This is a genomic window from Nesterenkonia sp. PF2B19, assembly GCF_001758425.2.
In the GTDB taxonomy this organism is placed as follows: Bacteria; Actinomycetota; Actinomycetes; order Actinomycetales; family Micrococcaceae; genus Nesterenkonia; species Nesterenkonia aethiopica.
This window is the reverse complement of record NZ_MDSS02000023.1, coordinates 19141-41724: the sequence shown is the minus strand read 5'-3', so window position 1 is coordinate 41724 and position 22584 is coordinate 19141. Positions and strand designations below refer to the sequence as shown.

The window sequence follows — 22584 nt, the reverse complement described above, 5'->3', positions numbered from 1 at the left end:
CTGAGGTCGAATGACGACAATGAGGCCGGAAGCACCCCGGTGGCTGAATGTGGCGCAGATCACATGACGTCCCGCACGGTAGCAGGCGTCATGCCGGAGTAAAAGGTTTCAATGACCGGAGCGTCGATCGCGGCGGCTCAGGCGACGGCGCTGAGGCTGACCACGGCAGAGGCGCCGACGTCCCGCGAGGCGTGCCCGGTGTGCGTCCGCAGATCAGTGATCGGGGAGAAGCCGATGAAGGAGAGCGTGTCGCGGCGCAGCTCGTCGGCCACTTCGAGGGTGAGATCCACCAGCCCGATCCCGAGGGCCCCGGCGATCGCGGCGATCATCTCCGAGGAGGGCTCCTTGCGGCCCCGTTCGATCTCGGAGAGGTACTGCGGGGACAGCCCGGCCTCTGCCGCCAGCTCGTGGAGGGTCCTCTGCTGGTGCTGGCGCAGCCGACGCAGCCGCGCACCGAGCACCTCGCGCCGCAGCGGCTCCTGCCGCGCGGGCGCCCCGGCTGAGGCGCGTCTCCACGCCGTGCGGTCCCGCTGATGCTGGCTCATGGGCCCACAGTAGACCGGCCGCGTGGCGGCACTCCAGAGTTTCTGCCCTGAGCAGAGGCGCGAGAGTACGCTGGTGCGGTGAGCATTCTCAGCATCCTTCTGCTTCTCGGTGGTTTCGTGCTGCTCGTCGTCGGCGGGGAGGCGCTGGTGCGCGGGGCCGGGTCGCTGGGCCGCACCGCAGGGCTGTCCTCGCTGATCGTGGGTCTGACCGTCGTCTCGTTCGCCACCTCCAGCCCTGAGCTGGCGGTCTCCACGGGTGCGGCGCTGTCCGGGGCTCCGGGGCTGGCCATCGGCAACGTGGTGGGCAGCAACATCGCCAACATCCTCTTCGTACTGGGGCTGACGGCGGTCTTCGGCGCTTGGCGGTGCGTCTGCAGCTCATCCGGGCGGACATTCCGGTGATGATCGTCTTTTCGGTGCTGCTGCTCGTGCTGGCCCTCGACGGCGGCATCGCCACCTGGGAGGGGGTCCTCCTGCTGGTGCTTCTGGGCGTGTACCTGGTGGCGCTGATCACCTATGCCCGGCGCCAGCAGGCTCAGGGCACGGTGCCCGAGCTCGGCGTCGAGGTCGACGAGGAGGAGCCGGGCCGCCTCATGCAGGCCCTGCGCGCCACCACAGTGCGCTCCGTGCTCACCGATCTCGTGCTGATCGCGGTCGGTGTGGCGCTGCTCGTGGCCGGTGCGCAGATGCTCGTCTCGGGGGCCACCGACATCGCCGAGGCGTTCGGGGTCTCGGACCTCGTCATCGGTCTGACCGTGGTGGCCATCGGCACCTCGTTGCCTGAGCTCGCCACCAGCATCATCGCGGCGCTGCGCGGCGATCGGGAGATGGCCGTCGGCAACCTGGTGGGCTCCAACATCTTCAACATCGGGGCCGTGGTCGGGGTGACGGCCCTCGTCGCGCCGTCGGGCATCGACGTCGAGGCCGCCGCGATCCACTTCGACATGCCCGTCATGCTCGCCACCGCACTGGTGCTGCTGCCGCTGGCCTTCACCGGCCAGTCGATCTCCCGCTGGGAGGGGGCGCTGCTGGTGGCCCTCTATGCCTCGTATGTCGCCTATCTGGTGATGGCCGCCTCCCACCACGCCGCGCTGGGGCCGTTCAGCGCGGCGATGATGTGGTTCGTCCTGCCGGTCACCGCCCTGTGGATCATCGCCCTGGTCGGGTACGAGCTCGGGCTCCGGCACGGCAGCGACAGCGACGTCGACTGACCCTCCCGCGGCCGGCCGGGCTCATCCCTGGATCAGCCCCAGCAGCGCCGCGGCGGCCGGTGATGTGTTGAACCCGTCCCAGGCCAGATGTTCGGTGCGCGTGGGGCCGGCCGTCACGGCCAGGGTGTGCAGCCCGTGGAACTCCTCCCGCAGCGCAGAGGGCAGCAGTGCGACGGCGAGTCGTTGACGCACCAGTTCCAGGATCAGGTCCGCGGTGGTGGACTCAAAGGCCACCTCGCGGGTCAGCCCGGCCTCGGCGAAGGCCAGGTCCGTCTGGGTGCGCCCGGGGGAGTCGGCGGGGAAGTCGGCGAAGCGCTCGTCGGCGAGCTCTTCGAGACGGACCCTCCGGCGGCGGGCCAGCCGATGGTCCGGGGCGACGACGGCCACGTGCCGGTCCCGCGCCAGTTCTCGGGAGCTGACCCCCGTCGGTGACTGGCCGGCCGCCAGCCCGAGGATCCCGATGTCGAGCCGGCCGTGCCGGATCTCGGTGACGATCTCGTCGCTGCGCCCCATGCGCAGGCTCACTGTCACCTCGCTATGGGCCTCGTGGAGGCGGCGGAGCAGGGCCGGCAGATCGACGGCGGTGACGGTGGGGATGATCCCGATGCGCACCGTTCCGCGGATCTCTCCGCCGGCGAGGCCGCCTCGGCCGCGGCCCGCTCGGCGGCCTCCACGGCTTGGCGTGCCGCCGGCAGGAAGGCCTCTCCGGAGGCGGTCAGCTCGACGCGTCGGCTGCTGCGGGCGAAGAGCCGCACGCCGAGCTCCTTCTCGAGGGCGGCGATCTGGTGGCTGAGGGCGGACTGCACTACGAAGCATGCCCGCGCTGCCCGCGTGAAGCTGCGGTGCTCGGCGACGGCGAGCACGTAGCGGATCTGCTGCAGGTCCATCCATCTATCGTGCATCACGATGGTTGCGATGACAAAGATGTGTTGGACTCATCGATGAGTGCTGGCGGAGGCTGGTGCCATGAACCCCGTCCTGCGCACCACTGTGCTGACCGCCCTGGCCCCCCATCGCCTGGGGCACGACCTTTCTGGTGACCACTGAGCTGCTTCCTCCGGACCGGCCGCTCACCGCGTCTCTGCTGCGTGCGCTGCCTGCCGGGCTGCTGGCGCTGCTGATCGCGCAGTGTCTGCCCCACGGGCACTGGTGGTGGCGGTCCCTGGTCCTCGGCACGCTGAACATCGGCGCGTTCTTCCCGCTGCTGTTCCTGGCGGCGGAGCGGCTTCCTGGGGGAGTGGCGGCCACCTTCGGCGCCGTCCAGCCGCTGCTGGTGACCCTGCTGGTGGTCGTCGTGCTCTCCGAACGGCTGTGCCGCTGGCGGCTGTTGTGGGGCGGGCTGGGGGTGGTCGGTGTGGGCATGGTGGTCCTCGGCCCGGCGGCGGCGCTGGACGGGCTGGGCGTGGTCGCCGGCCTGGCCGGGGCCGTCTGCATGGCCTTCGTAGTGGTCCTCACCAAGCGCTGGGGCCGACCCGACGGGGTGGGACCCGTGGGCTATGCGGGTTGGCAGCTCGCCGTCGGCGGCGTCGTCCTGCTGCTCCCCGCAATCCTGGTCGAGGGGCCGCCCACCGGTCTCGACGCCGGTGCGGTGCTCGGCCACCTGTGGCTGGGGCTGGTCGGCGGGCTGGTGGCCTACGGCCTGTGGTTCGACGGACTGCGGCGGCTGCCCGTCACCGCCACGGCACTGTTGGGGCTGCTCTCGCCCCTCACTGCCGCCCTGATGGGTGTGGTGGTGCTGGGCCAGGTGTTCACCTGGACCCAGCTGGGAGGGTACGGCCTGGCGTTGGCGGCCCTGGTCGCCGGTCAGCTGGAGCCGCGACGCCGCGGTCCGTCCCTCACGTCGCCTCCCGCTGAGAGCGGACGTGGATGCCTTGCCGGCGGGCGGCGCAGTATCCTGTGGGAGGCCCATCGGCCACCTGGTCCGGCGACTCTCCCCTGAACTGTCACGAAGCGAGGCGTTCCACTCCATGGCACTGTCCGGTCTGCGCACGGCACTGGCGGCTTCCTCCTCCTATGGGCGGGTCTCCGCCGCGGCCTCGCACCCGGCGGCCGAACGCACCGACGAGCTGCAGATCGCCGCCACCACCGGTCTGCGGCCGGCTCTGGTCGCGGAGATCGCCGCCCGACTGCGCGGCGCGGAGGACACCGGGGTGCTGCTGGCGGTGACCGCCACGGATCGAGAGGCCGACGACCTGGCCACCTCGCTGCGCAGCTACGCCCCGGGGATCGAGGTCGCCCACTTCCCGTCCTGGGAGACCCTGCCCCACGAACGGCTGTCCCCACGCTCGGACACCGTCGGCCGACGGCTCGCCGTGCTCCGGCGGCTCGCCCACCCGCAGCAGGCCGGTCGGCTCGACGTCGTCGTGGCGCCGGTGCGCGCCGTCGTCCAGCCGCTGGTGGACGGCCTCGGCGATCTGGCCCCGGTGCGGCTGGAGGTCGGACAGGAGCATGACTTCGACGACGTCGTCGCCGGCCTGGCCGACGCCGCCTACACCCGGGTGGACATGGTCACCCGTCGCGGCGAGTTCGCGGTGCGCGGTGGAATCCTCGACGTCTTCCCGCCGACCGAGCCCCATCCCGTGCGCGTGGAGTTCTTCGGCGACGAGATCGACCAGATGCGCCGGTTCTCCGTGGCCGATCAGCGCTCGCTGGAGGAGGACGAGCATCCCACCGCCGTGGACGCCGCCCCCTGCCGGGAGCTGCTGATCACCGAGGACGTCAGGGCCCGGGCCAAGGAGCTGCTGCCGCAGATGCCCCACGCCCAGGACCTGCTGACCAAGATCGCCGACGGGCTGGCGCCCGAAGGCATGGAGTCCCTGGCCCCGGTGCTCGTGGACCGTATGGTCCCCCTGGTCAGCCAGCTGCCGACCGGATCACTGACCGTGGTGGTGGAGCCGGAGCGCACCCGCGGCCGCGCCCAGGACCTGGCCGCCACCAATGAGGAGTTCCTCGCCGCGGCTTGGGCCGCAGCCCCCGACGGCGGCGCCGCACCGCTGGACATCACCGCCGCCGAGCAGGAGGGCCTGGCCGCCGGCTCCTTCGCCACGTTGGGCGAGACCCGGGAGGCCTCCCTGCAGCACGGCGCCGGATGGTGGTCGATCACCTCCTTGGGGCTGGACGAGGAGCTCGAGCAGGACGCCGACATCGTCTCCCTCGACTCCCGTGAGCCCATCGGGTATCGCGGCAGCGTGGAGGATGTCATGCAGTTCCTGGCCGAGCGGGCCCGGGACCATTGGTCCGTGGTGGTCACCACCGCCGGGCACGGCTCGGCCCAGCGGGTGGCCGAGCTGCTGGCCGAGCATGAGGTCCCCGCCGAGCTGGTGGAGAGCCTCGAGGAGGCCCCCTCCCCGGGGAGGATCACCGTCACCACTGCGGAGGTCTCGCAGGCTTCGCCGTGGACCCGCTGCAGCTGGCGCTGCTGACCGAGTCCGAGATGCTGGGACGTTCCATGCGTTCGGGATCCACCGGTTCGCGGCGCATGCCGGCCCGCCGTCGTCGTCACGCGGTGGACCCGCTGGCCCTGAAGCAGGGCGACTACGTGGTCCACGAGCAGCACGGCATCGGCCAGTTCGTGGAGCTGGTCCAGCGGCGTGTGGGCTCTCCGCAGGCGGTGAAGGCCGGCACCGCCGGGATCCGCGAGTACCTGGTCCTGGAGTACGCCCCCTCCAAGCGTGGAGGCCCCAAGGACCGCCTCATGGTGCCCACCGACCAGCTGGACCAGGTGTCGCAGTATGTGGGAGGGGACGCCCCGAGCCTGTCCAAGATGGGCGGCAGCGACTGGGCTCAGACCAAGAAGAAGGCCAAGCGCGCCGTCAAGGAGATCGCCGGCGAGCTCATCCGACTCTATGCGGCGCGCATGGCCTCCCGGGGCCACGCCTTCGGCCCGGACACCCCCTGGCAGGGGGAGCTGGAGGACGCCTTCCCGCACCCGGAGACCCCCGACCAGCTGACCACCATGGAGGAGGTCAAGCGGGACATGGAGCGAGAGGTTCCCATGGACCGGCTGATCTCCGGCGACGTCGGCTACGGCAAGACAGAGATCGCGGTCCGGGCGGCGTTCAAGGCCGTCCAGGACGGCAAGCAGGTGGCCGTGCTGGTCCCCACCACGCTGCTGAGCTCCCAGCACCAGGAGACTTTCACCGAACGGTTCGCCGGCTTCCCCGTCACGGTGAAGGCGCTCTCTCGCTTCCAGACGGCCAAGGAGTCCCGGGAGATCATCGCCGGGATCGCCGCAGGCGACGCCGACGTCGTCATCGGCACCCATCGTCTGCTCTCCAAGGAGGTCCAGTTCAAGGACCTGGGGCTGGTCATCATCGACGAGGAGCAGCGCTTCGGCGTCGAGCACAAGGAGGCGCTGAAGAAGCTGCGCACCAATGTGGACGTGCTGGCGATGTCCGCGACCCCGATCCCCCGCACCCTGGAGATGTCCATGGCCGGGATCCGGGAGACCTCCACCCTGGCCACCCCGCCGGAGGAGCGGCACCCGGTGCTCACCTATGTGGGGCCGTTCACGGACAAGCAGGTCTCGGCGGCCGTCCGCCGTGAGCTCATGCGCGAAGGGCAGGTGTTCTTCGTGCACAACCGCGTCTCCTCCATCGAGGCGACTGCGGCGAAGGTGCGCGAGCTGGTGCCGGAGGCTCGCGTGGAAGTGGCCCACGGCCAGATGAGCGAGTCCCGCCTGGAGCAGATCATCCAGGACTTCTGGGAGAAGCGCTTCGACGTGCTGGTCTCCACCACGATCATCGAGACCGGCCTGGACATCTCCAACGCGAACACGCTCATCGTGGACCGCGCCTCCACCTACGGGCTCTCCCAGCTGCACCAGCTGCGCGGCCGGGTGGGCCGCTCCCGGGAGCGCGCCTATGCCTACTTCCTCTACCCGGCGGAGAAGCCGCTGGGAGAGGTCGCCCTGGAGCGGCTGAAGGCCGTGGCGGCGAACAACGAGCTCGGCGCCGGGCTGCAGCTGGCCATGAAGGACCTGGAGATCCGCGGGGCCGGGAACCTGCTCGGCGGCGAGCAGTCCGGACACATCGCCGGGGTCGGCTTCGACCTGTACCTGCGCCTGGTGGGGGAGGCGGTGGCCGACTACCGCGGCGACGCCGAAGAGAAGATCACCGAGGTCAAGATCGAGCTGCCCATCAACGCCCACCTCCCGGAGGAGTACGTCCCGGGGGAGCGGCTGCGGCTGGAGGGCTACCGGAAGATGGCGGCCGCGGACACCGAGGAGAAGATCACCGAGGTGGTCACCGAATGGCAGGATCGCTACGGGGAGCTGCCCCAGGCAGTGCAGAACCTGGTGGAGGTGGCCCGCCTGCGGAACCGCGCCCGGGCCGCCGGGATCTCCGACATCGGGGTGCAGGGGAAGTTCATCCGCTTCGCCCCGGTGGAGGAGCTGCCCGAGTCTCGTCAGATGCGCCTGGAACGCCTGTACCCGGGGTCTCAGATCAAGTCGTCGCTCTCAGCGGTGCTCCTCCCGCGGCCCACCACCGCCCGGGTGGGTGGCCAGGACCTCACCGACGAGGCGCTGCTGAGCTGGCTGGAGCAGGTGTTCGAGGCGATCTTCGCGCCGGCAGTCCGGTCAGGTACGGCGACAGCGGCGTCCGGTTGACCAGCACCCCCAGGGCCCAGCACAGGGCCAGCGCCAGCGCTGTGCGGGTGAGGGGCTCCTCGATGCCGAGCCAGCGCAGCGCCAGGTAGAGGACGAGTGCGTGCGCGAAGACCACCAGGGTTCCGGTGCGCACCAGCTCGGAGATCACGGTCACCGCAGAGGGGAGGCGGCGCAGCACTGCGTCCACCCGCGTGGAGAAGATCAGCACCATCCCGCAGCAGATCAGGATCGCCAGCATCGGCGAGAGCAGGTACGTGCCGAAGCCGGACCATTTCATGTTCATGGTCTCCGCGCCCAGCACGACGCCGCCGAACCCGACGATCAGGCAGAGCACCCCTACCGGCACGGCGCGGGGGATCCTCCAGAAATGGCGGCGGAACCAGTAGCCGGCCAGCATGTAGGTGGTGCACGCCGGCACCAGTCCGATGCCCAGCAGGGTATAGGCCATCCGGGACTCCGGGATCTCCGCCAGGGTGAGGCCCACCAGCGCGACGACGACGCCCACCCACCAGGCAGGGCCACCAGGATGCGCAGCAGCAGGGCGGCGAAGAACATCACGGAGATGAACCAGAACGCCAGGAACGGCATGTCAGTGGAAGCGCCGCCGGCCAGCGCCCCGGAGATCACATACTCTCCGAACGGCCACGGCGTGTGCTCCATGGCCCACACCGCACCGAGCAGGATCAGGAACCAGGTGAGGTACGGGGTGGCCAGGGTCCGCCAGCGCACGGCGACCTCACCGGAGAAGGTCCGGGAGGTGGAGAAGAAGAACCCGGCCAGGAAGAAGAACAGCGGCATGCGCCAGATCTGCAGATATTCCTCGCCGGGCATGCCCGGATAGGCGTGTCCGATGACGACGGCGGCCACGGAGATGACCCGCAGCAGATCCACTCCGATGTTGCGTTCGGAGGCGCGATCGGAGCGGGCGGGTGCCGTGGGGTGTGCCGTCAGGGTCTCAGCGGTCTCTCAGCGCGGGGCAGAGCGGTCAGTGGGCCTTCGGCTCGACGGCATCGCCGTGCTCACCGTGCAGGTCCTGGTGCTCCAGCGAGTCCGACCGTCCGATGACCTCCTTGGCCACGAAGAAGGCCAGGGTCCACAGGGCCATGAAGGACAGCCCCGGGATCCAGGCGTTCTCCAGGCTCCAGAAGCCGATGGCCACCACTGAGCCGACCAGGAGGCCGAACACGAAGAGGAAGGCGATGAGATTGCCGACGAGGTTGCCCTGGCCGGAGTAGGCCTTGACCTTGCCGTTGCTGATCATGTGGTGGTTCCCCCTGAGGAAGTCTTCATGGCCCCGCTGGGCGGCCAGTGGTCGATGTCCGCTGCTCAGTAGCTGGCGTCGGCGCCGGCTGCGGACGTCGTGTCGTCTGCTCCCACGATATCAAGAGAGGAGCTCGCGCCGATGCGTGTTGCCCCCGCTGAGACCATCGCGACGGCGTCCTCGTAGGTGCGCACACCGCCGGAGGCCTTGATGCCCAGGCGGCCTCCCACGAGCCGGTGCATCAGGGCGATGTCCTCCGCCGTGGCCCCGCCGCCGGCGAAGCCCGTGGACGTCTTCACGAAGTCCGCGCCCGCGGCCTCAGCAGCCCGGCACACGAGCTCCTTGGCGGACTCGCTGAGCAGGGCGGTCTCGAGGATGACCTTCAGGGTGGCGCCCCCGGCGTGCGCCGCCTCGGCGATCGCCCGGATCTGGGACTCGACCGCTTCGGCGTCACCGGCGTTCGCCGCGGCCATGTCGACCACCATGTCGATCTCTTCGGCGCCGGAGGCCGTCGCCTCCTGGGTCTCGGCGACCTTCGCCGCCGTCGTCGTGGCGCCGAGCGGGAAGCCGACCACGGTGCAGGTCCTCACCGGGCTGTCGTCCAGCAGCTCCACGACCAGCGGCACCCAGCGCGGGTTCACGCACACCGAAGCGAAGCCGTGCTCGCGAGCCTCGGCGGCCACACGGCGCACCGTGGACTCGTCGGTCTCCGGCTTCAGCACGGTGTGGTCGATCAGGCCGGCCATGTCGCGGGGGGCGGGGACAGGGGCGCCGTCGGGCGTGGTGCTCATGGGTCTCTCCTGCGCGGGTGTCGCTGAGGTCGTGTCTCGGCGGGTCGGCCGAGGGATGGTGGATGCCGTCTGCGGCGGTCAGCCGAGAAGCCGCTCCATGCTCTCACGGAGCTCGCCCAGCCGCGCGGCGGCACGCTGCCGTGCCTCCGCGATGGCCTCGGTGGAGGAGTCGACGCCGGGAGTGTCGGCCACGGCCTCCAGATAGCACTTGACCTTGGGCTCGGTCCCGGAGGGCCGCACGATCACGCGATCGCCCTGCGCGGTCAGGTAGATCAGGGCGTCGGTCACGGTGGCCTCGTCGAGGACACCGCCGGGCAGCGGGTCCCGGGTCAGGTCCAGGGCCTCGACGACGGCGGCCCCGGCGATCTCGGCCGGCGGCTCCGCCCGCAGCCCCGCAGTGACCTCGCCCAACTGGCTGAGGTCGTCCACCCGGATGGTCACCTGGTCGGTGACGAACACCCCGGCCTCGGCGGCGATCTCGTCCAGGGCGTCGACGGCCGAGCTGCCGCGGGCCTTGAGATCGGCGACCAGCTCCGCGAAGATCAGCGCCGCCGAGACGCCGTCCTTGTCCTTGACGTGCGTCGGATCGACGTTGAAGCCGATGGCCTCTTCGTATCCGAAACTCATGTGCTCCACCCGGGCCAGCCACTTGAATCCGGTCAGGGTGGCCGAATGGCCGACGCCGCGGACCTCGCAGAGCCGCTCCAGCAGCCGGGAGGAGACGATCGAGTTGGCCATCACCGGCGCCGCGCCGTCCGCGGCGCCCCGCAGCGGACCCCGGCGCAGCAGATGGGCGCCGAACAGCGCCCCCATCTCGTCGCCGGAGAGCTGCCGCCACCGGCCCGTGGCGGGGTCGACGACGGCGGCGGAGAGCCGGTCGGCGTCGGGGTCGTTGGCGAGCACCAGGTCGGCGTCGTGCTCGGCGGCGGCCTGCAGGGCCAGGTCCAGGGCGCCGGGCTCCTCCGGATTGGGGAAGTCCGCGGTGGGGAAGTCGGGGTCGGGGTCGAACTGCTCGGCCACCGGGACCACGCGGGCGAAGCCGCCCTTGCCGAGCAGCTCGGTGACCATCTCTCCGCCCACGCCGTGCATGGCGGTGTAGACGACTGTCAGGTCCCGGTGCGGGAACTCCGCCGGATCCAGGAGCTCCAGAGCCTCCTCCCGGTAGGCGGCGCGGGCGTCGTCGTCGATGGGCAGCGTGCCCTCGGGCATCTGCGGGGCCGCCGCCGGCCGGACCTCCAGGTCGCCGGCGAACTCCTCGGCCACCACGGCGGCGATGGTCGCCGCGATCTGCGTGTCCACCGGGGCGGTGATCTGCGCTCCGGCACCGCGGCCGTGAGGCTCCAGCAGGCGGGACAGCACGCCGCCCAGATAGACCTTGTAGCCGTTGTCTCGGGGAGGGTTGTGGCTGGCGGTCACCATCACACCCACCGAGGCGTCCCGGACCAACACCTGACGAGCCAGCAGGGGAGTGGGGCCCGGTCGGTCGAAGGCGTGGACCTCCCAGCCGGCCGCCGCGAAGATCTGGCGGTCTCTGCGGCGAACTCGTCGGACTGGTGGCGGGCGTCGTAGCCGATCACGATCCGCCGCGCGCCGGCGGCGTCGCCGTCCGCCTCGGCCAGCTTCTCCTCGGCGTGCCGCAGCAGCCCTGCGGCGGTCTGCCGGACCACCAGCCGGTTCATGCGCAGCGGGCCCGGGCCGAGTTCGGCGCGCAGCCCGGCGGTGCCGAACGCCAGCCGACCGGCGAAGAGTCGGGCCAGCTGGTCGGCCGCCTCGGTGTCGGAGCCCTCGGCCCGGGTCAGCAGGGAGCTGAGCTCTCCGCGGGTGGCGGGGTCCGGATCCAGCTGGATCCAGCGGCGGACGGTGCTGCGCAGCTCGTCCTTGACAGTGACGTTCGTGGTCTCCGGCACTCGTCTCAGCTCCTCGGTCGTGGGCTCACCCTGGTGTCCAGCGGGTGGGTCCAGCTTATCCGGGCGCGGCGGCGAGCACGACGGGAGATCCAGCCCTCCTCAGTCCTCCAGGGATCCGGCGATGATCTTCGCCAGCAGCGAGGCGATGCGCGGGGCGGCTTCGCGTCCGGCGTCGAGGACCTCCTGGTGACTCAGCGGCTCGTCGGAGATGCCGGCGGCCAGGTTGGTGACCAGGGAGATCCCGAAGACCTCCATGCCGGCGGCCGTGCCGCGATCGCTTCCAGCGCGGTGGACATGCCCACCAGGTCGGCGCCGATGATCCGGGCGTGCTGGACCTCGGCGGGGGTCTCGTAGTGCGGGCCCGGGAACTGCGCGTAGACGCCCTCGGGCAGCGCAGGGTCGATCTGCCGGGCGATCTGCCGGATCCGTGGGGAGTACAGGTCCGTCATGTCCACGAAGTGCGCCCCGCGCAGCGGGGAGGTCGCCGTGAGGTTGATGTGGTCCTTGATGAGCACGGGAGTCCCGGGCGCCCAGTCCGGGTCGAGTCCGCCGCAGCCGTTGGTCAGCACCATGGTCCGCGCCCCGGCCGCTGCCGCGGTGCGCACTCCGTGGGCCACAGCGTCCACGCCGCGCCCTTCGTAGTAGTGGGTGCGGGCGCCCACCACCAGGATCGTGGCGCCGGCGGGCGTGCGGAAGACCTTCAGGGTGCCGGTGTGGCCGGAGACTCCGGAGAGGTGGAAGCCGGGGACGTCGTCGGCGCTGATCTCGGCGATCTGCTCGCCGAGCTGCCCGGCGGCCTCGCCCCAGCCGGAGCCCAGGGTGCAGGCGAGGTCGAAGGCGTCGACGCCGGCGCGTTCGAGCAGGACAGACGCCGCCTGTTCGGCGAGCTTGTTCGCCGGGGCGGTCGGGTCGTTGGTGGGGGTCAGGTCGGGCTCATGGGCACGTGCTGCATGTTCTCGCTCATCGACACCAATCTACCTGGGCGGTCCCGCGGCCAGCTATGAAAACCCCCGACGAGTCGGCACAATGGTCCCCGTGACTTCACCTGACTTCCGCACGCACTTCGCCCCTGACCGTGTTGCGATCCTGGGCGGCGGCCCGGGCGGATATGAGGCCGCGCTCGTCGCCGCCGACGCCGGGGCCCAGGTCACCGTGGTGGAGGACAAGGGGCTCGGCGGCTCGGCGGTCCTCACCGATGTGGTGCCGTCCAAGACGCTGATCGCCACCGCCGATGCGATGCGTCGGGTCAACGCCTCCACCGCCTTCGGCGTCCGCTTCGGAGACCACAGCAGCGACGCCTATGAGACCGAGGCCTGGGCCGACATCTCCAAGGTCAACGAACGTCTGCTCAAGCTCGCCCATGACCAGTCCCGGGACATCCAGGCCTCCCTGGAGGCCATCGGGGTCACGGTCATCAGGGGCCGCGGTCGACTGGTGCCGCCGCATCACCTCGAGGTCACCACTGCCGGCGGGGAGACGCAGCTGGTGGAGGCCGACGCCGTCCTGGTCGCCACCGGGGCGCACCCGCGGGAGCTGCCCAGCGCGCAGCCCGACGGCGAGCGGATCCTGAACTGGACCCAGGCCTACAACCTCACCGAGGTGCCCGAGCACATGATCGTGGTCGGCTCGGGCGTGACCGGTGCCGAGTTCGCCTCCGCCTACCGGCGCCTCGGGGCCGGGGTCACCCTGGTCTCCTCGCGGGACCGCGTGCTGCCCGGTGAGGACGCCGACGCGGCCCGCGTGCTGGAGAACTCCTTCGCCCGGGTCGGCGTGCAGGTCGCCTCCCAGTCCCGTGCCGAGGCGGTGGAGCGCACCGCCGAGGGAGTCCGCGTCACCCTGACCGACGGCAGCGTGCTCGAGGGCTCCCACTGCCTGATGGCCGTGGGCGGGATCCCCAACACCGAGGACATCGGACTGGCCGAGTGCGGGGTGGAGACCGCCGAGTCTGGGCACATCCTGGTGGACAGCGTCTCCCGCACCACCGCGAACAACGTCTATGCCGCGGGCGACTGCACCGGGGTCATGCCGCTGGCCTCCGTGGCCGCCATGCAGGGCCGGGTGGCGATCTCCCACATGCAGGGCGACGCCGTGAAGCCCCTGAAGCTGCACCAGGTGGCCTCCAACGTGTTCACCTCTCCGGAGATCGCCACTGTGGGGGTGACCCAGGAGCAGGTGGACTCCGGGAAGTATCAGGCCGACGTCGTGAAGCTGGACCTGGCCACCAACCCGCGGGCCAAGATGACCAACGTCAAGGACGGCTTCGTCAAGATCTTCTCCCGCAAGGGTTCGGGCACGGTGATCGGCGCCGTCGTGGTCGCCCCGCGCGCCTCCGAGCTGATCTTCCCGCTGGCTCTGGCGGTCACGCAGAAGATCCACGTCGACGACGTCGCCGCCACCTTCACCGTGTACCCGTCGCTGTCGGGCTCCCTGGCGGAGGCGGCCCGCCGCCTGCACGTGCACCTGTAGCACCCGGCCCGACGGGTCCGCTGCCCGCGCCTCGCCTGATCAGCGCGCGATAGCATGCGGATATGACCTCACGCACACCCACCGCCGTCGACGCCCACGCCGAGGAGCACTTCGAGCGGCTGCTCGCGCTCAGCCCCGAACAGGCCACGGTCCTGGGTCGACGCGGCGTCGAGACCGAGTACTCCGACCTGTCCCCGGCGGGACGGGAGGAGGTCGTCGCGGAGCACCGTCGGGCACTGGCCGGGCTGGACGGGCTCATCCCGGAAGACCACACCGACGCGGTGACGCTGCACGCGATGCGTGAACGGCTGGGCCTGGAGGTCGCCCTGCACGAGACCGGTCGCACCGAGCTGAACAACCTCGCCTCCGCGCCTCAGGACGTGCGCATGGTCCTGGAGCTGATGCCCCAGGACACCGCAGAGGACTTCGCCCAGATCGCCGGGCGGCTGCGCAACCTGCCCGGTGCGCTGGACGGGTACTGGGAGTCCCTGCGCCACTCGCGCAGCCTCGGTCAGGTCCCGGCCCGTCGACAGGTCGTCGCCGTGGCCGAGCAGTGCCGGGACTATGCGCGGTCCGAGGGCGCCCTGAGCACCTTCGTCGACGCCGCTCGGAGAGCCGGAGTCCAGGAGAGCACGGTCGACGAGGTCGCCGAGGGCGTCGCCGCGGCCGCCGCAGGCTACCAGCGGCTCGCGGAGCGGCTCTCCGCCGATCTGCTGCCCGATGCTCCCGAGGAGGACGCGGTGGGTCCGGACCACTACCGGCTGGCCTCCCAGGTGTTCACCGGGACCGTGCTGGACCTCGAGGAGACCTACCGGTGGGGGCTCGAGGAGCTGGCCAGGATCGTCGAGGCTCAGCAGCAGGTGGCGGAGAGGATCCGCCCCGGCGCCGACATCGCGGAGGCCAAACGGATCCTGGACGAGGACCCCGCCCGGCAGCTGCACGGCACCGAGGCCCTGCAGGCGTGGATGCAGCGCCTCTCCGACGACGCCGTCGCCGCGCTGAAGGACACCCACTTCGACATCCCCGCACCCATGGACGTCCTGGAGTGCCGCATCGCGCCCACCCAGGACGGAGGGGTGTACTACACGGGACCCAGCGACGACTTCACCCGGCCGGGCCGGATGTGGTGGTCGGTGCCGCCGTCGGACACCCGGTTCACCACCTGGGCCGAGACCACCACGGTCTACCACGAAGGCGTGCCCGGCCATCACCTGCAGATCGCCACCGCCACCCTGGTGAAGGACCGACTGAACTCCTGGCGGCGCCACGGCTGCTTCGTCTCCGGATACGCCGAGGGATGGGCGCTGTACGCGGAGACGCTGATGGCCGAGCTCGGGCACCTCGACGACCTCGGCGACCAGATGGGCATGCTGGACATGCAGCGTATGCGGGCCGCCCGCGTGGTGTTCGACATCGGGGTCCACTGCAGAATGCCGGCGCCTCGGGAACACGGCGGCGGAACCTGGACCCCGGAGGCGGGGCGCGCCTTCCTCCGGGAGCACCTGCCGATCTCCGAGGCTCAGCTGGACTTCGAGTTCGTCCGGTACCTCGGCTGGCCCGGACAGGCGCCCTCCTACAAGGTGGGTCAGCGCATCATCGAACAGCAGCGGGCTCGGCGGGAGGCCGTCGACGGGGCCGCCTTCGACCTGCGAGCCTTCCACACTGAGGTCCTCCAGCTGGGCATGCTGGGGCTGGACACGTTGAGCTTCGCGCTCTCTCGGGACTGAGGGGCTCGCCGACGATGGCACGCAGACGCACAGCCATGGACTGGCCGACCACTCTCAGAGCCGCCGTCCCGGCGGGGGAGATCCGACTTCGCCCGCTGACGATGCGGGACGAGCACCGCTATCTGGCGCTGCGGGCCGCCAACCGTGACTGGCTCGCCCCCTGGGACGCCACCACCCCCGAGTATCCTGTCACGGAGGTGACCCCGGCCGGATTCCGGGAGATGGCCCGCACCATGGCCCGCCAGGCCCGGGCCGGCAGCCACCTGCCCTGGCTGCTGTGGTTCCGCCCCGCGGAACAGGGCGATGTCGTCGCCGACTCTGAGGACGCCGCCGAGCGTCTCATCGGCCAGGTCACCGTGGGCCCCATCATCGGAGGGTCTGCGCGCAGCACCTCGATCGGCTACTGGATGGATCAGGGGCACGCCGGGCGTGGCCTGATGACCGCCGCCGTCGCGCTGGCGTGTGACCACCTGTTCATCTCCCGGGGTCTGCATCGGGTGGAGATCAGCATCCGGCCGGAGAACGCCGCGAGCCTGCGCGTGGTGGAGAAGCTCGGCTTCCGGCAGGAGGGACTGCGTGAGCGGTTCCTGCACATCGCGGGGGAGTGGCGGGACCATCACAGCTTCGCGCTGACCTCGGAGGAGATCGGTGACGGGCTGCTGAGGCGGCTGATGTGACACGCCTCGCGTCGCCGGCCGCAGATCGCCGGAACCGGGCCGCGGATCGGCTACGCTGGTGCCGTACCTCATGATCTGCGTAACCCCCGGTGTGCAGGACGCGATGGTGCCGACGAAGGGCAGGTGGACTCACGGTGACGCTGGGCATCGGTCGCCTCGACATGGCGATCATCAACGTGATCCCCAGCCTGCCATCCACTCGTCGGTGCTGTTCGCCCTGATCGCCGGGCTCTTCCTGGCGGCGCTGATCATCCGGGCCCAGCGCCTCCCGAGCCGACCCTCGGAGACCTCCCGAAGAAGGGCAAGCATGTCTGCGACCACTCCACGCGGCGGAGCCAGCGCCGCATCGAGGACCGGAGCGCCCGCGGCCGCGGCGTCGGGCCGACTCACCATCCACTGGGGCAGGACCCTGGTGACGGTGATCGGGCTGATCGCGCTGCTGGCCGCCGTCGTCACCGGTGTCCTGGCCGCCGTCACTTCACTGACCGTCGTCACCCCGCTGCTCTGCGCCGCCGTGGTGCTGGCCAGCCTGGCCACGCTGCGCACCATGGCCGTGACGCGCCGTCGTCGTCGCCGGCGGCGGCGTCTCGACGCCGCCCTGCAGGAGGCGATGAACCCGGACGTCGACGCCGCGGGGCTGCGCCGTCCCACCGTGCCGAACACGGCGGCGGCGGTGCCGGAGCAGACCGGCCGCACGGCGCCGTTCGACGCCCTGACCTCTGATGAGCGCGGCGTGGGCGGTCCGCGGTCGCTGCAGGAGGTCGACGACGACGGCCTGCCGGTGGACCTGGCTGAGACGTTCCCCGCTGATGAGGAGCCCGCCGCACCCGCGGCAGCCGCCTCCTCGCCGGCCGAGCCGTGGGAGCCCCGGGAGCTGCCGCTTCCGAAGTACCTGGAGGCGGAGAAGGCCGAACGGCCCCTTCCGGAGCCGCTCACCCCGTCGGAGCCGAAGCCCTCCGGTGAGGTGAAGATCGGCCGGACGGCCTCGAGCCCGGCCGTCGCTCCGCCGACGCCGACCCGCCCCCAGACGGCGGTCCAGCAGTCCCTCGACCTCGACGCGGTGCTCAAGCGCCGACGCGCCTGAGCCGCGACCACTCCATGGCCGTCGACCTACCGCCGCAGGCCCCTCGGGCCGCCCCTTCGCCCAGCACGGCGCAGCTGGAGGCCAAGCAGCTGGCCTTCATGGAGTCCTATGACGCCCACTCGCCGATCTCGGTGGCCGTCCAGCACACGGGGGTCTACGCCACCTCCATCCACCTGGAGTCCCTCCAGCACCGTCCCGGCGCCGGGGTGACCGGCATCTACCGTGTGGCCACCGCCCGCCCGGTGGTGCCCCGGCACTGGCCCTCCGGGGTGTACACGGAGACCTCGGACCACGTGGACGAGCTCTATGTGGGGATGACGACCGAGTCCGTGCCGGCCGACGCCGACGGCATCGTCCACTCGCACAGTCCCTACGGCCGACTGGCGATCTGGCAGCATCCGTTGGACCCCTGCCTTCCCGGTCTGCGCCTGGCCACCGACCCGGCCTCCGTGGTGGAGCACTGGGGAGCCGGGCGACGGCTCGTCGCCCTGGAGACGATCAGCTACCGGCCGCTGCGCCGGGCGGTCATCGCCGCGGACTTCGACGACGGCACGCGCCTGTACCTGAAGGTGCTGCGAGCCGGACGGGCGCGCGACCTCGATGCCCGCCACCGGATGCTTCTTGACGCCGGCATCCCTGCGCCGCGGCCGGTCCGTGAGCCGGTGGGCGACGTCGTCGCGCTGCAGGAGGGAGCGGGGGAGTCGCTGGCGGAGCAGCTGCTCGCCGACGGCGGCGCGGCCGTCGACCCGTCCCGATTCGTCCAGCTGCTCGATGCGATGCCGGCGGCGGTGATGACTCTGCCGGCGCGCGACGCCTGGACGGACCGCCTTCCTGCCTATGCCTCCGCGGCCGTGTCGGCGCTGCCGCACTGTGCCGATCGGATCCGTCGGCTGGAGCGGGCCATCATGGAGGGGCTGCCGCTCACTCAGCGCGGCCCTGTGGTGCCCACCCACGGTGACTTCTACGAGGCGAACGTCCTGATGCAGGAGGAGACGATCTCCTGCCTGCTGGACGTGGACTCCCTGGGGCCGGGGCACCGGGTGGACGACCTGGCCTGCTTCCTGGGGCACGTCGCGGTCCTGCCGGCGGTGGACTCGCGGTACGTCCACGCCCCGGCCGCCCTGGACCGGTTCGCCCGGGTCTTCGCCCAGGCGGTGGATCCCCAGGCGCTGCGCCTGCGGGCGGCTTCGGTGGCGCTGTCCCTGGTGGCTGGCGCCCGGGACTCGCGGCGGGATGGTTGGGAGGCGCAGGCCGAGCATCGGCTCACCTGTGCGGAGGCGCTGCTGGGCTTCGTCAGCGCCGGGCCAGCTCTTCCGCAGTGGCCAGACGATATCCGGCGCCCCGCACCGTGACGATCCGCTCGGCACCCAGCTTGGCGCGCAGGTACCGGATGTAGACGTCGACGACGTTCGAGCTGGTCTCCGAGCTGGACTCCCAGACCATGTCCAGCAGCTGGTCCCGTGAGAGGACCTGCCGCGGATGTTCCAGCAGCACCTCTGCCAGGGTGAACTCCCGGGCGGAGAGCTCCACGGCCCGGCCGTCCACGCTGGCCTGCCGGCTGGGCAGGTCCAGACGGAGTCCGGCGTGCTCCAGCTCGGTGACCTCCTCGGGGCCGCTGGGCGCTGCGGGTCGGGCCGCAGGCGCAGCCGGACCCGGGCCACGAGCTCCTCCACCCGGAACGGCTTGGCCATGTAGTCCTGGGCACCCGAGGACAGCCCCTGGACGGTGTCCTCCACGGAGGACCGGGCGGTGAGGATGATCACCGGCACCGCGTTGCCGGTGGAGCGGACCTTCTGCAGCACCTCGAAGCCGTCCATCTGGGGCAGCCCGAGGTCCAGGATCACCAGGTCGAAGTGGGCGTTGGCCAGCGCCACGATCGCCTCCGTCCCCGTGCGGGCGATGTGCGGCTCGAAGCCGGCGGCTCGGAGTCCTTTGGCGACGAATGCGCTGATCCGTTCTTCGTCCTCGACGACGAGGATCCTGCTCATCGGGTCCCTCCTGGGTTGGTCAGACTGGTCAGGCTGGTCGGGGCGGTCGGGCGGGCGGTCTGGAGCATCTCGAGACTCTGGATCGGCAGCACGATGGTGAAGGTGGATCCATGACCCGGGGAGGACATGACGTCCACCCACCCGCCGTGGCCCTGGGCGATGCTGTCCACGATGGTCAGCCCCAGCCCGGAGCCCTCCGTGCGGGAGGAGTTCGTCCCGCGGGCGAAGCGGGAGAAGATCGCCTCCTGGTCCTCGGGGCTGATCCCGGCACCGGAGTCCTGCACCCACAGGCGCAGGGCGCCGCCGCGCAGCGCGGAGCCCACCGCGATCTCGGAACCGGGCTCGGAGAACTTCACGGCGTTGTGCGCCAGCTGCAGCCACGCTGGGTGATGCGCTGGGCGTCGAGGGGCACGACGGCCCGGGCCGTGCCGTCCTGCCGCCACCTGCGGTCACCCAGCAGGGCCGCCTTGTCGAAGACCTGGTCGGTGAGCAGGTCCACATCGGTGGCGGCCGGGGCGAGGAAGTCCACCTGTGCGGACTTTGCCAGCGTGACCAGGTCTTCCACGAGCCGACTCATGCGGTCCAGCTCATCCAGGCTGAGGTCACGGGTGGCGACGACGTCGTCGGGGTCGTGGGCGTCCACCAGCTCGAGGTGGCCCCGCACGATGGTCAGCGGGGTGCGCAGCTCATGGCCGACGTCGTCGAGCAGCTGGCGTTGGGAGGTCACGGCGGTCTCGAGCCGGTCCAGCATCTCGTTCACGGTGACGGTGAGCTCGCCGAGGTCGTCCCGGGAGTGGACGTCGATGCGCCGCGAGATGTCGGTCTCGGTGATGGAGCGGGCGGTCTGGCGCAGCCGCCGGATCGGCTCGAGCAGGCGCCCGACCATCAGCCAGCCGACGACTCCGGTGATCGCCACCGCGCCCAGGCCGACTCCGGCGTAGGTCAGGAACGTCCGGTTCAGGGCCGTCATCCCTGCCTCGACGTCGACGGCCAGCACGAACAGGGTGTGCGAGTCGTCCTCGGCCATCTGCACCGGCACGGCCACGGCGCGGTAGGTGGAGACATCGGTGGTCACGGTCTGGATGCGCCGCTCGGTGATGGGATCCTGCGCCAGGACCCAGTCCAGGAACTGAGGGTCGTTCTCCAGCCGCACCGGCTGCTGTGCGTTGGGGGTCTGGCGTACGTTCCCTTCTCGCATCGCGACCATGGACTCGTTCTCGGCCAGCAGCGTGCGCTGCATGCCCACGTAGATGAGCCGGTCCGCGGTGCGCCACGGCTCTCCGGTCTCGGGGTCGTTGCCGTCCTCGCCGAGCTGGATGAACTCGGTGACGGTCCGGGCCAGGGAGTCGTCCATGGTCCGGTAGGTCTCGACGCGCTGGAGCAGGTAGGCGGCCGTGCCGGCGAGCACGAGGGTGAGCACGGTGAGGAACACCATGATCAGCAGCGCCCGCGTGCGGACGGTCAGCTGTCTCACGGCTTCATCCGGCGCTTGAGGCGCGTGAGCTCCCGCCGCAGCTCGGCGGCCTCCTCGGGTTTGCCCTGCCGCATGAGCGCGTCGATGCGCCCTTCCAGAGCCTCGGCGACCAGATCATGCTCGGACTGCCGGTCGCCCACGGCCATGCGCAGGATCGCCTCGGCCTCGTCCGCGCGGCCCATCTCCAGCAGGACCTTCCCGGCGAAGATCTCCGCCCCGCCGGCGGACCGATCGTCCCCGGCGGCGAGGAACAGGTCCGCGGCGTCGAGGGCGCGGGCGACGGCGGCGGCGCCGTCGCCGAGGGCCACATAGCCGCGCGCCAGGGAGTCGGTGATGTCGGCGACCTGCCAGTCGGTGCCGTGCTCCTGGGCGACGTCGAGGGCCTCCTGCAGATGCGCCACCCCGGAGGGGTCCTCGGTGCGGGTCAGCAGATGGCCCAGCGAATGCAGCGCCTGGACGAGCACCGCAGGGTCGTCCTCCTGGGAGGTCCGGGCCAGTTCGAGGGCCTTGCGGTGGTGCGACTCTGCGGCGTCGAGGCGCTCCAGAGAGGCCGCCAGGGAACCGGCGGCGAGGTGGGCCCGCGCCGACTCTTCGATCTCGTCCACCGAGCGGAAGAGGGCGGCGGCCTCCTCCCAGTGCGCCATGGCCTCCAGGGGGCGCTTCTGCTGGGTGACCGCGTGGCCGAGACCCATGAGCGCCCGCGCGCGCACGGACGCGTCCTCGGAGGATCCCGTCAGCCGCACCGAGAGGGCGTCGAGGACCTTCTCTGCCTCCTCGAACCGCTCGAGCTCGAGCAGCTGCTGGCCCAGGGCGAGGGTGAGCATCCGCGATTCGGGGAACTCACCGAGCTCGGCCTGCTGGACGGCGACCCGCCACGCCAGCACGGAGGTCTCGTCCTGGTCGGCGGCGGAGGTCAGGCTGGCCAGCAGGGCCGCCGCGGAGGCCGCACCCTTGCGCACTCCGCAGGCCGCGTAGAGCTCGGTGGAGGTCATCGCGTCGGCGATCGCCTCCTCGGGCCGGTCGTCATGGTGGTGGATGGTGGCCCGCAGCATCGCCATCGCTCCGCGGACCGCACGGTTCGCCGGCGCGGCCATGACCTCTTCGGCCACGTGCAGGGCCCGGGCGGACTCGCCGGTGAGCAGCAACGTGTGGGCCAGGAACATACGGGCCCCGGCCAGCGCCTCGGGGCGATCCAGGCGGATGAGGATGTCGACGGCCTCCTCGACCACCGGCAGAGCGGCCTCGGGGCCCTCGTCATGCAGCACCCGGACCGCCTGGGAGGAGAGCACATCGGCCAGCTCCAGGCTGGGTCGGCCAGCGGTCGCATCCTCGTCGCGCAGCTGCTCGGCCACACGGGCCAGGATCTCGCCCTCCACGTGATCGGGTTCTCGCAGCAGCATCGGGCCCAGCTCCTCTTCGATACGGGCCTGGCGCGTGCGCCCCAGCTCCCGGAGCAGGGCGACACGCTGGGTCACGTAGGGAGTGGAGGCTTCCGTGTCGCCGCGCATCTCGTGGACGCCGGCGAGGATCCGCAGCAGCATCAGCCGGTTTTCCGGGTCCTGCCCGCCGGCGGCGGACAGGCCCGCCTGTGCGGCGGCAGCGGCGGCTGAATACCGTTCGCCGTAGGCGGCCTCGTAGGCCAGGTCCAGCCAGCCGCGCGCGGTCTCGGCGCGCGGCTCATCGGCCTGCGGTCCGTGGAGCAGGGACTGCAGACGGGTGATCAGCGGCGCCGCACCGCTGAGCTCCACCTCGACATCGGCAGGATCACGTGTCATCACCTCCAGCCTAAGCGTTCAGGGCGCGTGACGTGCACGGACGCCGTCGCGCGTGTGCGGCCACGGTGCC

General features: G+C 71.3%; 19 protein-coding genes and 4 pseudogenes. 9 read left to right on the top strand and 14 right to left on the bottom strand.

The window, feature by feature from the left end:
* Positions 1-137: 137 nt before the first annotated feature.
* Positions 138-545 carry a helix-turn-helix domain-containing protein gene (locus BCY76_RS08690; protein ID WP_085437536.1) on the bottom strand — a complete coding sequence of 136 codons (408 nt, stop codon included), beginning with the start codon at positions 543-545 and terminating at the stop codon, positions 138-140.
* A gap of 78 nt (positions 546-623) precedes the next feature.
* Between BCY76_RS08690 and BCY76_RS20395 the strand changes: the two genes are divergently transcribed.
* Together BCY76_RS20395 and BCY76_RS08685 are read left to right on the top strand one after the other, a co-directional pair.
* Positions 624-947, top strand: coding sequence for a sodium:calcium antiporter (locus BCY76_RS20395; protein WP_336582037.1), 324 nt, complete (start codon positions 624-626; stop codon positions 945-947).
* Positions 911-1756, top strand: coding sequence for a sodium:calcium antiporter (locus BCY76_RS08685; protein ID WP_336582036.1), 846 nt, complete (start codon positions 911-913; stop codon positions 1754-1756). The genes BCY76_RS20395 and BCY76_RS08685 overlap by 37 nt, the downstream gene beginning before the upstream one ends.
* Before the next feature lie 21 nt (positions 1757-1777).
* Here the strand turns inward: BCY76_RS08685 and BCY76_RS08680 are convergent, their stop codons facing one another.
* Complete coding sequence (locus BCY76_RS08680; RefSeq protein ID WP_237090059.1) at positions 1778-2368, bottom strand: LysR substrate-binding domain-containing protein; 591 nt, start codon at positions 2366-2368, stop codon at positions 1778-1780.
* Positions 2284-2643, bottom strand: coding sequence for a LysR family transcriptional regulator (locus BCY76_RS19205; protein WP_237090058.1), 360 nt, complete (start codon positions 2641-2643; stop codon positions 2284-2286). The genes BCY76_RS08680 and BCY76_RS19205 overlap by 85 nt, the downstream gene beginning before the upstream one ends.
* Before the next feature lie 149 nt (positions 2644-2792).
* Here BCY76_RS19205 and BCY76_RS08675 point away from each other — a divergent pair, with 149 nt between their 5' ends.
* Positions 2793-3695: an EamA family transporter gene (locus tag BCY76_RS08675; protein WP_237090057.1), complete on the top strand. Its 903-nt coding sequence runs from the start codon at positions 2793-2795 to the stop codon at positions 3693-3695.
* A gap of 28 nt (positions 3696-3723) precedes the next feature.
* A pseudogene (mfd, locus tag BCY76_RS08670) lies at positions 3724-7364 on the top strand (transcription-repair coupling factor).
* Positions 7365-7700: 336 nt separating this feature from the next.
* On the opposite strand, the gene BCY76_RS08660 reads toward mfd, so the two are convergent.
* The 6 genes and pseudogenes from BCY76_RS08660 to BCY76_RS08640 all read right to left on the bottom strand — a co-directional run bounded on the left by BCY76_RS08660 (position 7701) and on the right by BCY76_RS08640 (position 12249).
* Complete coding sequence (locus tag BCY76_RS08660) at positions 7701-8255, bottom strand: acyltransferase family protein (protein WP_070161533.1); 555 nt, start codon at positions 8253-8255, stop codon at positions 7701-7703.
* A gap of 94 nt (positions 8256-8349) precedes the next feature.
* Entirely contained in the window at positions 8350-8625 is a 276-nt protein-coding gene (locus BCY76_RS08655) for a hypothetical protein (protein WP_070161531.1), read from the bottom strand.
* A 65-nt stretch (positions 8626-8690) separates the two neighbouring features.
* A complete protein-coding gene (gene deoC / locus BCY76_RS08650; RefSeq protein ID WP_070161529.1) occupies positions 8691-9416 on the bottom strand; it encodes a deoxyribose-phosphate aldolase in 726 nt (241 codons plus the stop codon).
* A gap of 78 nt (positions 9417-9494) precedes the next feature.
* Positions 9495-10835 carry a phospho-sugar mutase gene (locus BCY76_RS08645; RefSeq protein ID WP_336582038.1) on the bottom strand — a complete coding sequence of 447 codons (1341 nt, stop codon included), beginning with the start codon at positions 10833-10835 and terminating at the stop codon, positions 9495-9497.
* A gap of 3 nt (positions 10836-10838) precedes the next feature.
* Positions 10839-11095: pseudogene (locus tag BCY76_RS20390) on the bottom strand (phospho-sugar mutase); the annotation flags it as partial.
* A 327-nt stretch (positions 11096-11422) separates the two neighbouring features.
* Positions 11423-12249: pseudogene (locus BCY76_RS08640) on the bottom strand (purine-nucleoside phosphorylase).
* Positions 12250-12349: 100 nt separating this feature from the next.
* On the opposite strand from BCY76_RS08640, the gene BCY76_RS08635 reads away from it, so the two are divergent.
* The 5 genes from BCY76_RS08635 to BCY76_RS08610 all read left to right on the top strand — a co-directional run bounded on the left by BCY76_RS08635 (position 12350) and on the right by BCY76_RS08610 (position 18629).
* The gene (locus tag BCY76_RS08635) at positions 12350-13789 is read left to right on the top strand and encodes an NAD(P)H-quinone dehydrogenase (RefSeq protein WP_070159801.1); all 1440 of its coding nucleotides are present in this window, start codon (positions 12350-12352) and stop codon (positions 13787-13789) included.
* Positions 13790-13851: 62 nt separating this feature from the next.
* Positions 13852-15516, top strand: coding sequence for a DUF885 domain-containing protein (locus tag BCY76_RS08630; protein WP_070159803.1), 1665 nt, complete (start codon positions 13852-13854; stop codon positions 15514-15516).
* A gap of 35 nt (positions 15517-15551) precedes the next feature.
* Positions 15552-16193, top strand: a complete 642-nt coding sequence (locus BCY76_RS08625; RefSeq protein ID WP_139827700.1) for a GNAT family N-acetyltransferase — start codon at positions 15552-15554, stop codon at positions 16191-16193.
* 205 nt (positions 16194-16398) lie between these two features.
* Positions 16399-17277 (top strand): hypothetical protein, encoded by an 879-nt coding sequence (locus BCY76_RS08615; RefSeq protein ID WP_139827699.1) that lies wholly within the window; start codon positions 16399-16401, stop codon positions 17275-17277.
* Between the two features lie 14 nt (positions 17278-17291).
* The gene (locus tag BCY76_RS08610; protein WP_085437533.1) at positions 17292-18629 is read left to right on the top strand and encodes a hypothetical protein; all 1338 of its coding nucleotides are present in this window, start codon (positions 17292-17294) and stop codon (positions 18627-18629) included.
* Here BCY76_RS08610 and BCY76_RS20385 read toward each other — a convergent pair.
* The 5 genes and pseudogenes from BCY76_RS20385 to BCY76_RS08595 all read right to left on the bottom strand — a co-directional run bounded on the left by BCY76_RS20385 (position 18571) and on the right by BCY76_RS08595 (position 22514).
* A complete protein-coding gene (locus BCY76_RS20385; protein ID WP_336582035.1) occupies positions 18571-18822 on the bottom strand; it encodes a winged helix-turn-helix domain-containing protein in 252 nt (83 codons plus the stop codon). The genes BCY76_RS08610 and BCY76_RS20385 overlap by 59 nt on opposite strands.
* A gap of 161 nt (positions 18823-18983) precedes the next feature.
* Positions 18984-19265 (bottom strand): annotated as a pseudogene (locus BCY76_RS20380) (response regulator); the annotation flags it as partial.
* Positions 19262-19621 carry a sensor histidine kinase gene (locus BCY76_RS19200; protein ID WP_070159813.1) on the bottom strand — a complete coding sequence of 120 codons (360 nt, stop codon included), beginning with the start codon at positions 19619-19621 and terminating at the stop codon, positions 19262-19264. The pseudogene BCY76_RS20380 and the gene BCY76_RS19200, both read right to left, overlap by 4 nt.
* Entirely contained in the window at positions 19618-20739 is a 1122-nt protein-coding gene (locus BCY76_RS08600; RefSeq protein ID WP_237090056.1) for a HAMP domain-containing protein, read from the bottom strand. Before BCY76_RS08600 ends, BCY76_RS19200 begins: the two co-directional genes overlap by 4 nt.
* Positions 20736-22514, bottom strand: coding sequence for a tetratricopeptide repeat protein (locus tag BCY76_RS08595; RefSeq protein ID WP_070159816.1), 1779 nt, complete (start codon positions 22512-22514; stop codon positions 20736-20738). Before BCY76_RS08595 ends, BCY76_RS08600 begins: the two co-directional genes overlap by 4 nt.
* Positions 22515-22584: the final 70 nt, after the last annotated feature.

Coding starts and splice junctions, on each gene's coding strand:
- BCY76_RS08690 (WP_085437536.1), bottom strand. CDS start 545: ATGAGCCAGCATCAGCGGGACCGCACGGCGTGGAGACGCGCCTCAGCC.
- BCY76_RS19205 (WP_237090058.1), bottom strand. CDS start 2,643: ATGGACCTGCAGCAGATCCGCTACGTGCTCGCCGTCGCCGAGCACCGC.
- BCY76_RS08655 (WP_070161531.1), bottom strand. CDS start 8,625: ATGATCAGCAACGGCAAGGTCAAGGCCTACTCCGGCCAGGGCAACCTC.
- deoC (WP_070161529.1), bottom strand. CDS start 9,416: ATGAGCACCACGCCCGACGGCGCCCCTGTCCCCGCCCCCCGCGACATG.
- BCY76_RS08645 (WP_336582038.1), bottom strand. CDS start 10,835: ATGGTGACCGCCAGCCACAACCCTCCCCGAGACAACGGCTACAAGGTC.
- BCY76_RS08635 (WP_070159801.1), top strand. CDS start 12,350: ATGGTCCCCGTGACTTCACCTGACTTCCGCACGCACTTCGCCCCTGAC.
- BCY76_RS08630 (WP_070159803.1), top strand. CDS start 13,852: ATGACCTCACGCACACCCACCGCCGTCGACGCCCACGCCGAGGAGCAC.
- BCY76_RS08625 (WP_139827700.1), top strand. CDS start 15,552: ATGGACTGGCCGACCACTCTCAGAGCCGCCGTCCCGGCGGGGGAGATC.
- BCY76_RS08610 (WP_085437533.1), top strand. CDS start 17,292: ATGGCCGTCGACCTACCGCCGCAGGCCCCTCGGGCCGCCCCTTCGCCC.
- BCY76_RS08595 (WP_070159816.1), bottom strand. CDS start 22,514: ATGACACGTGATCCTGCCGATGTCGAGGTGGAGCTCAGCGGTGCGGCG.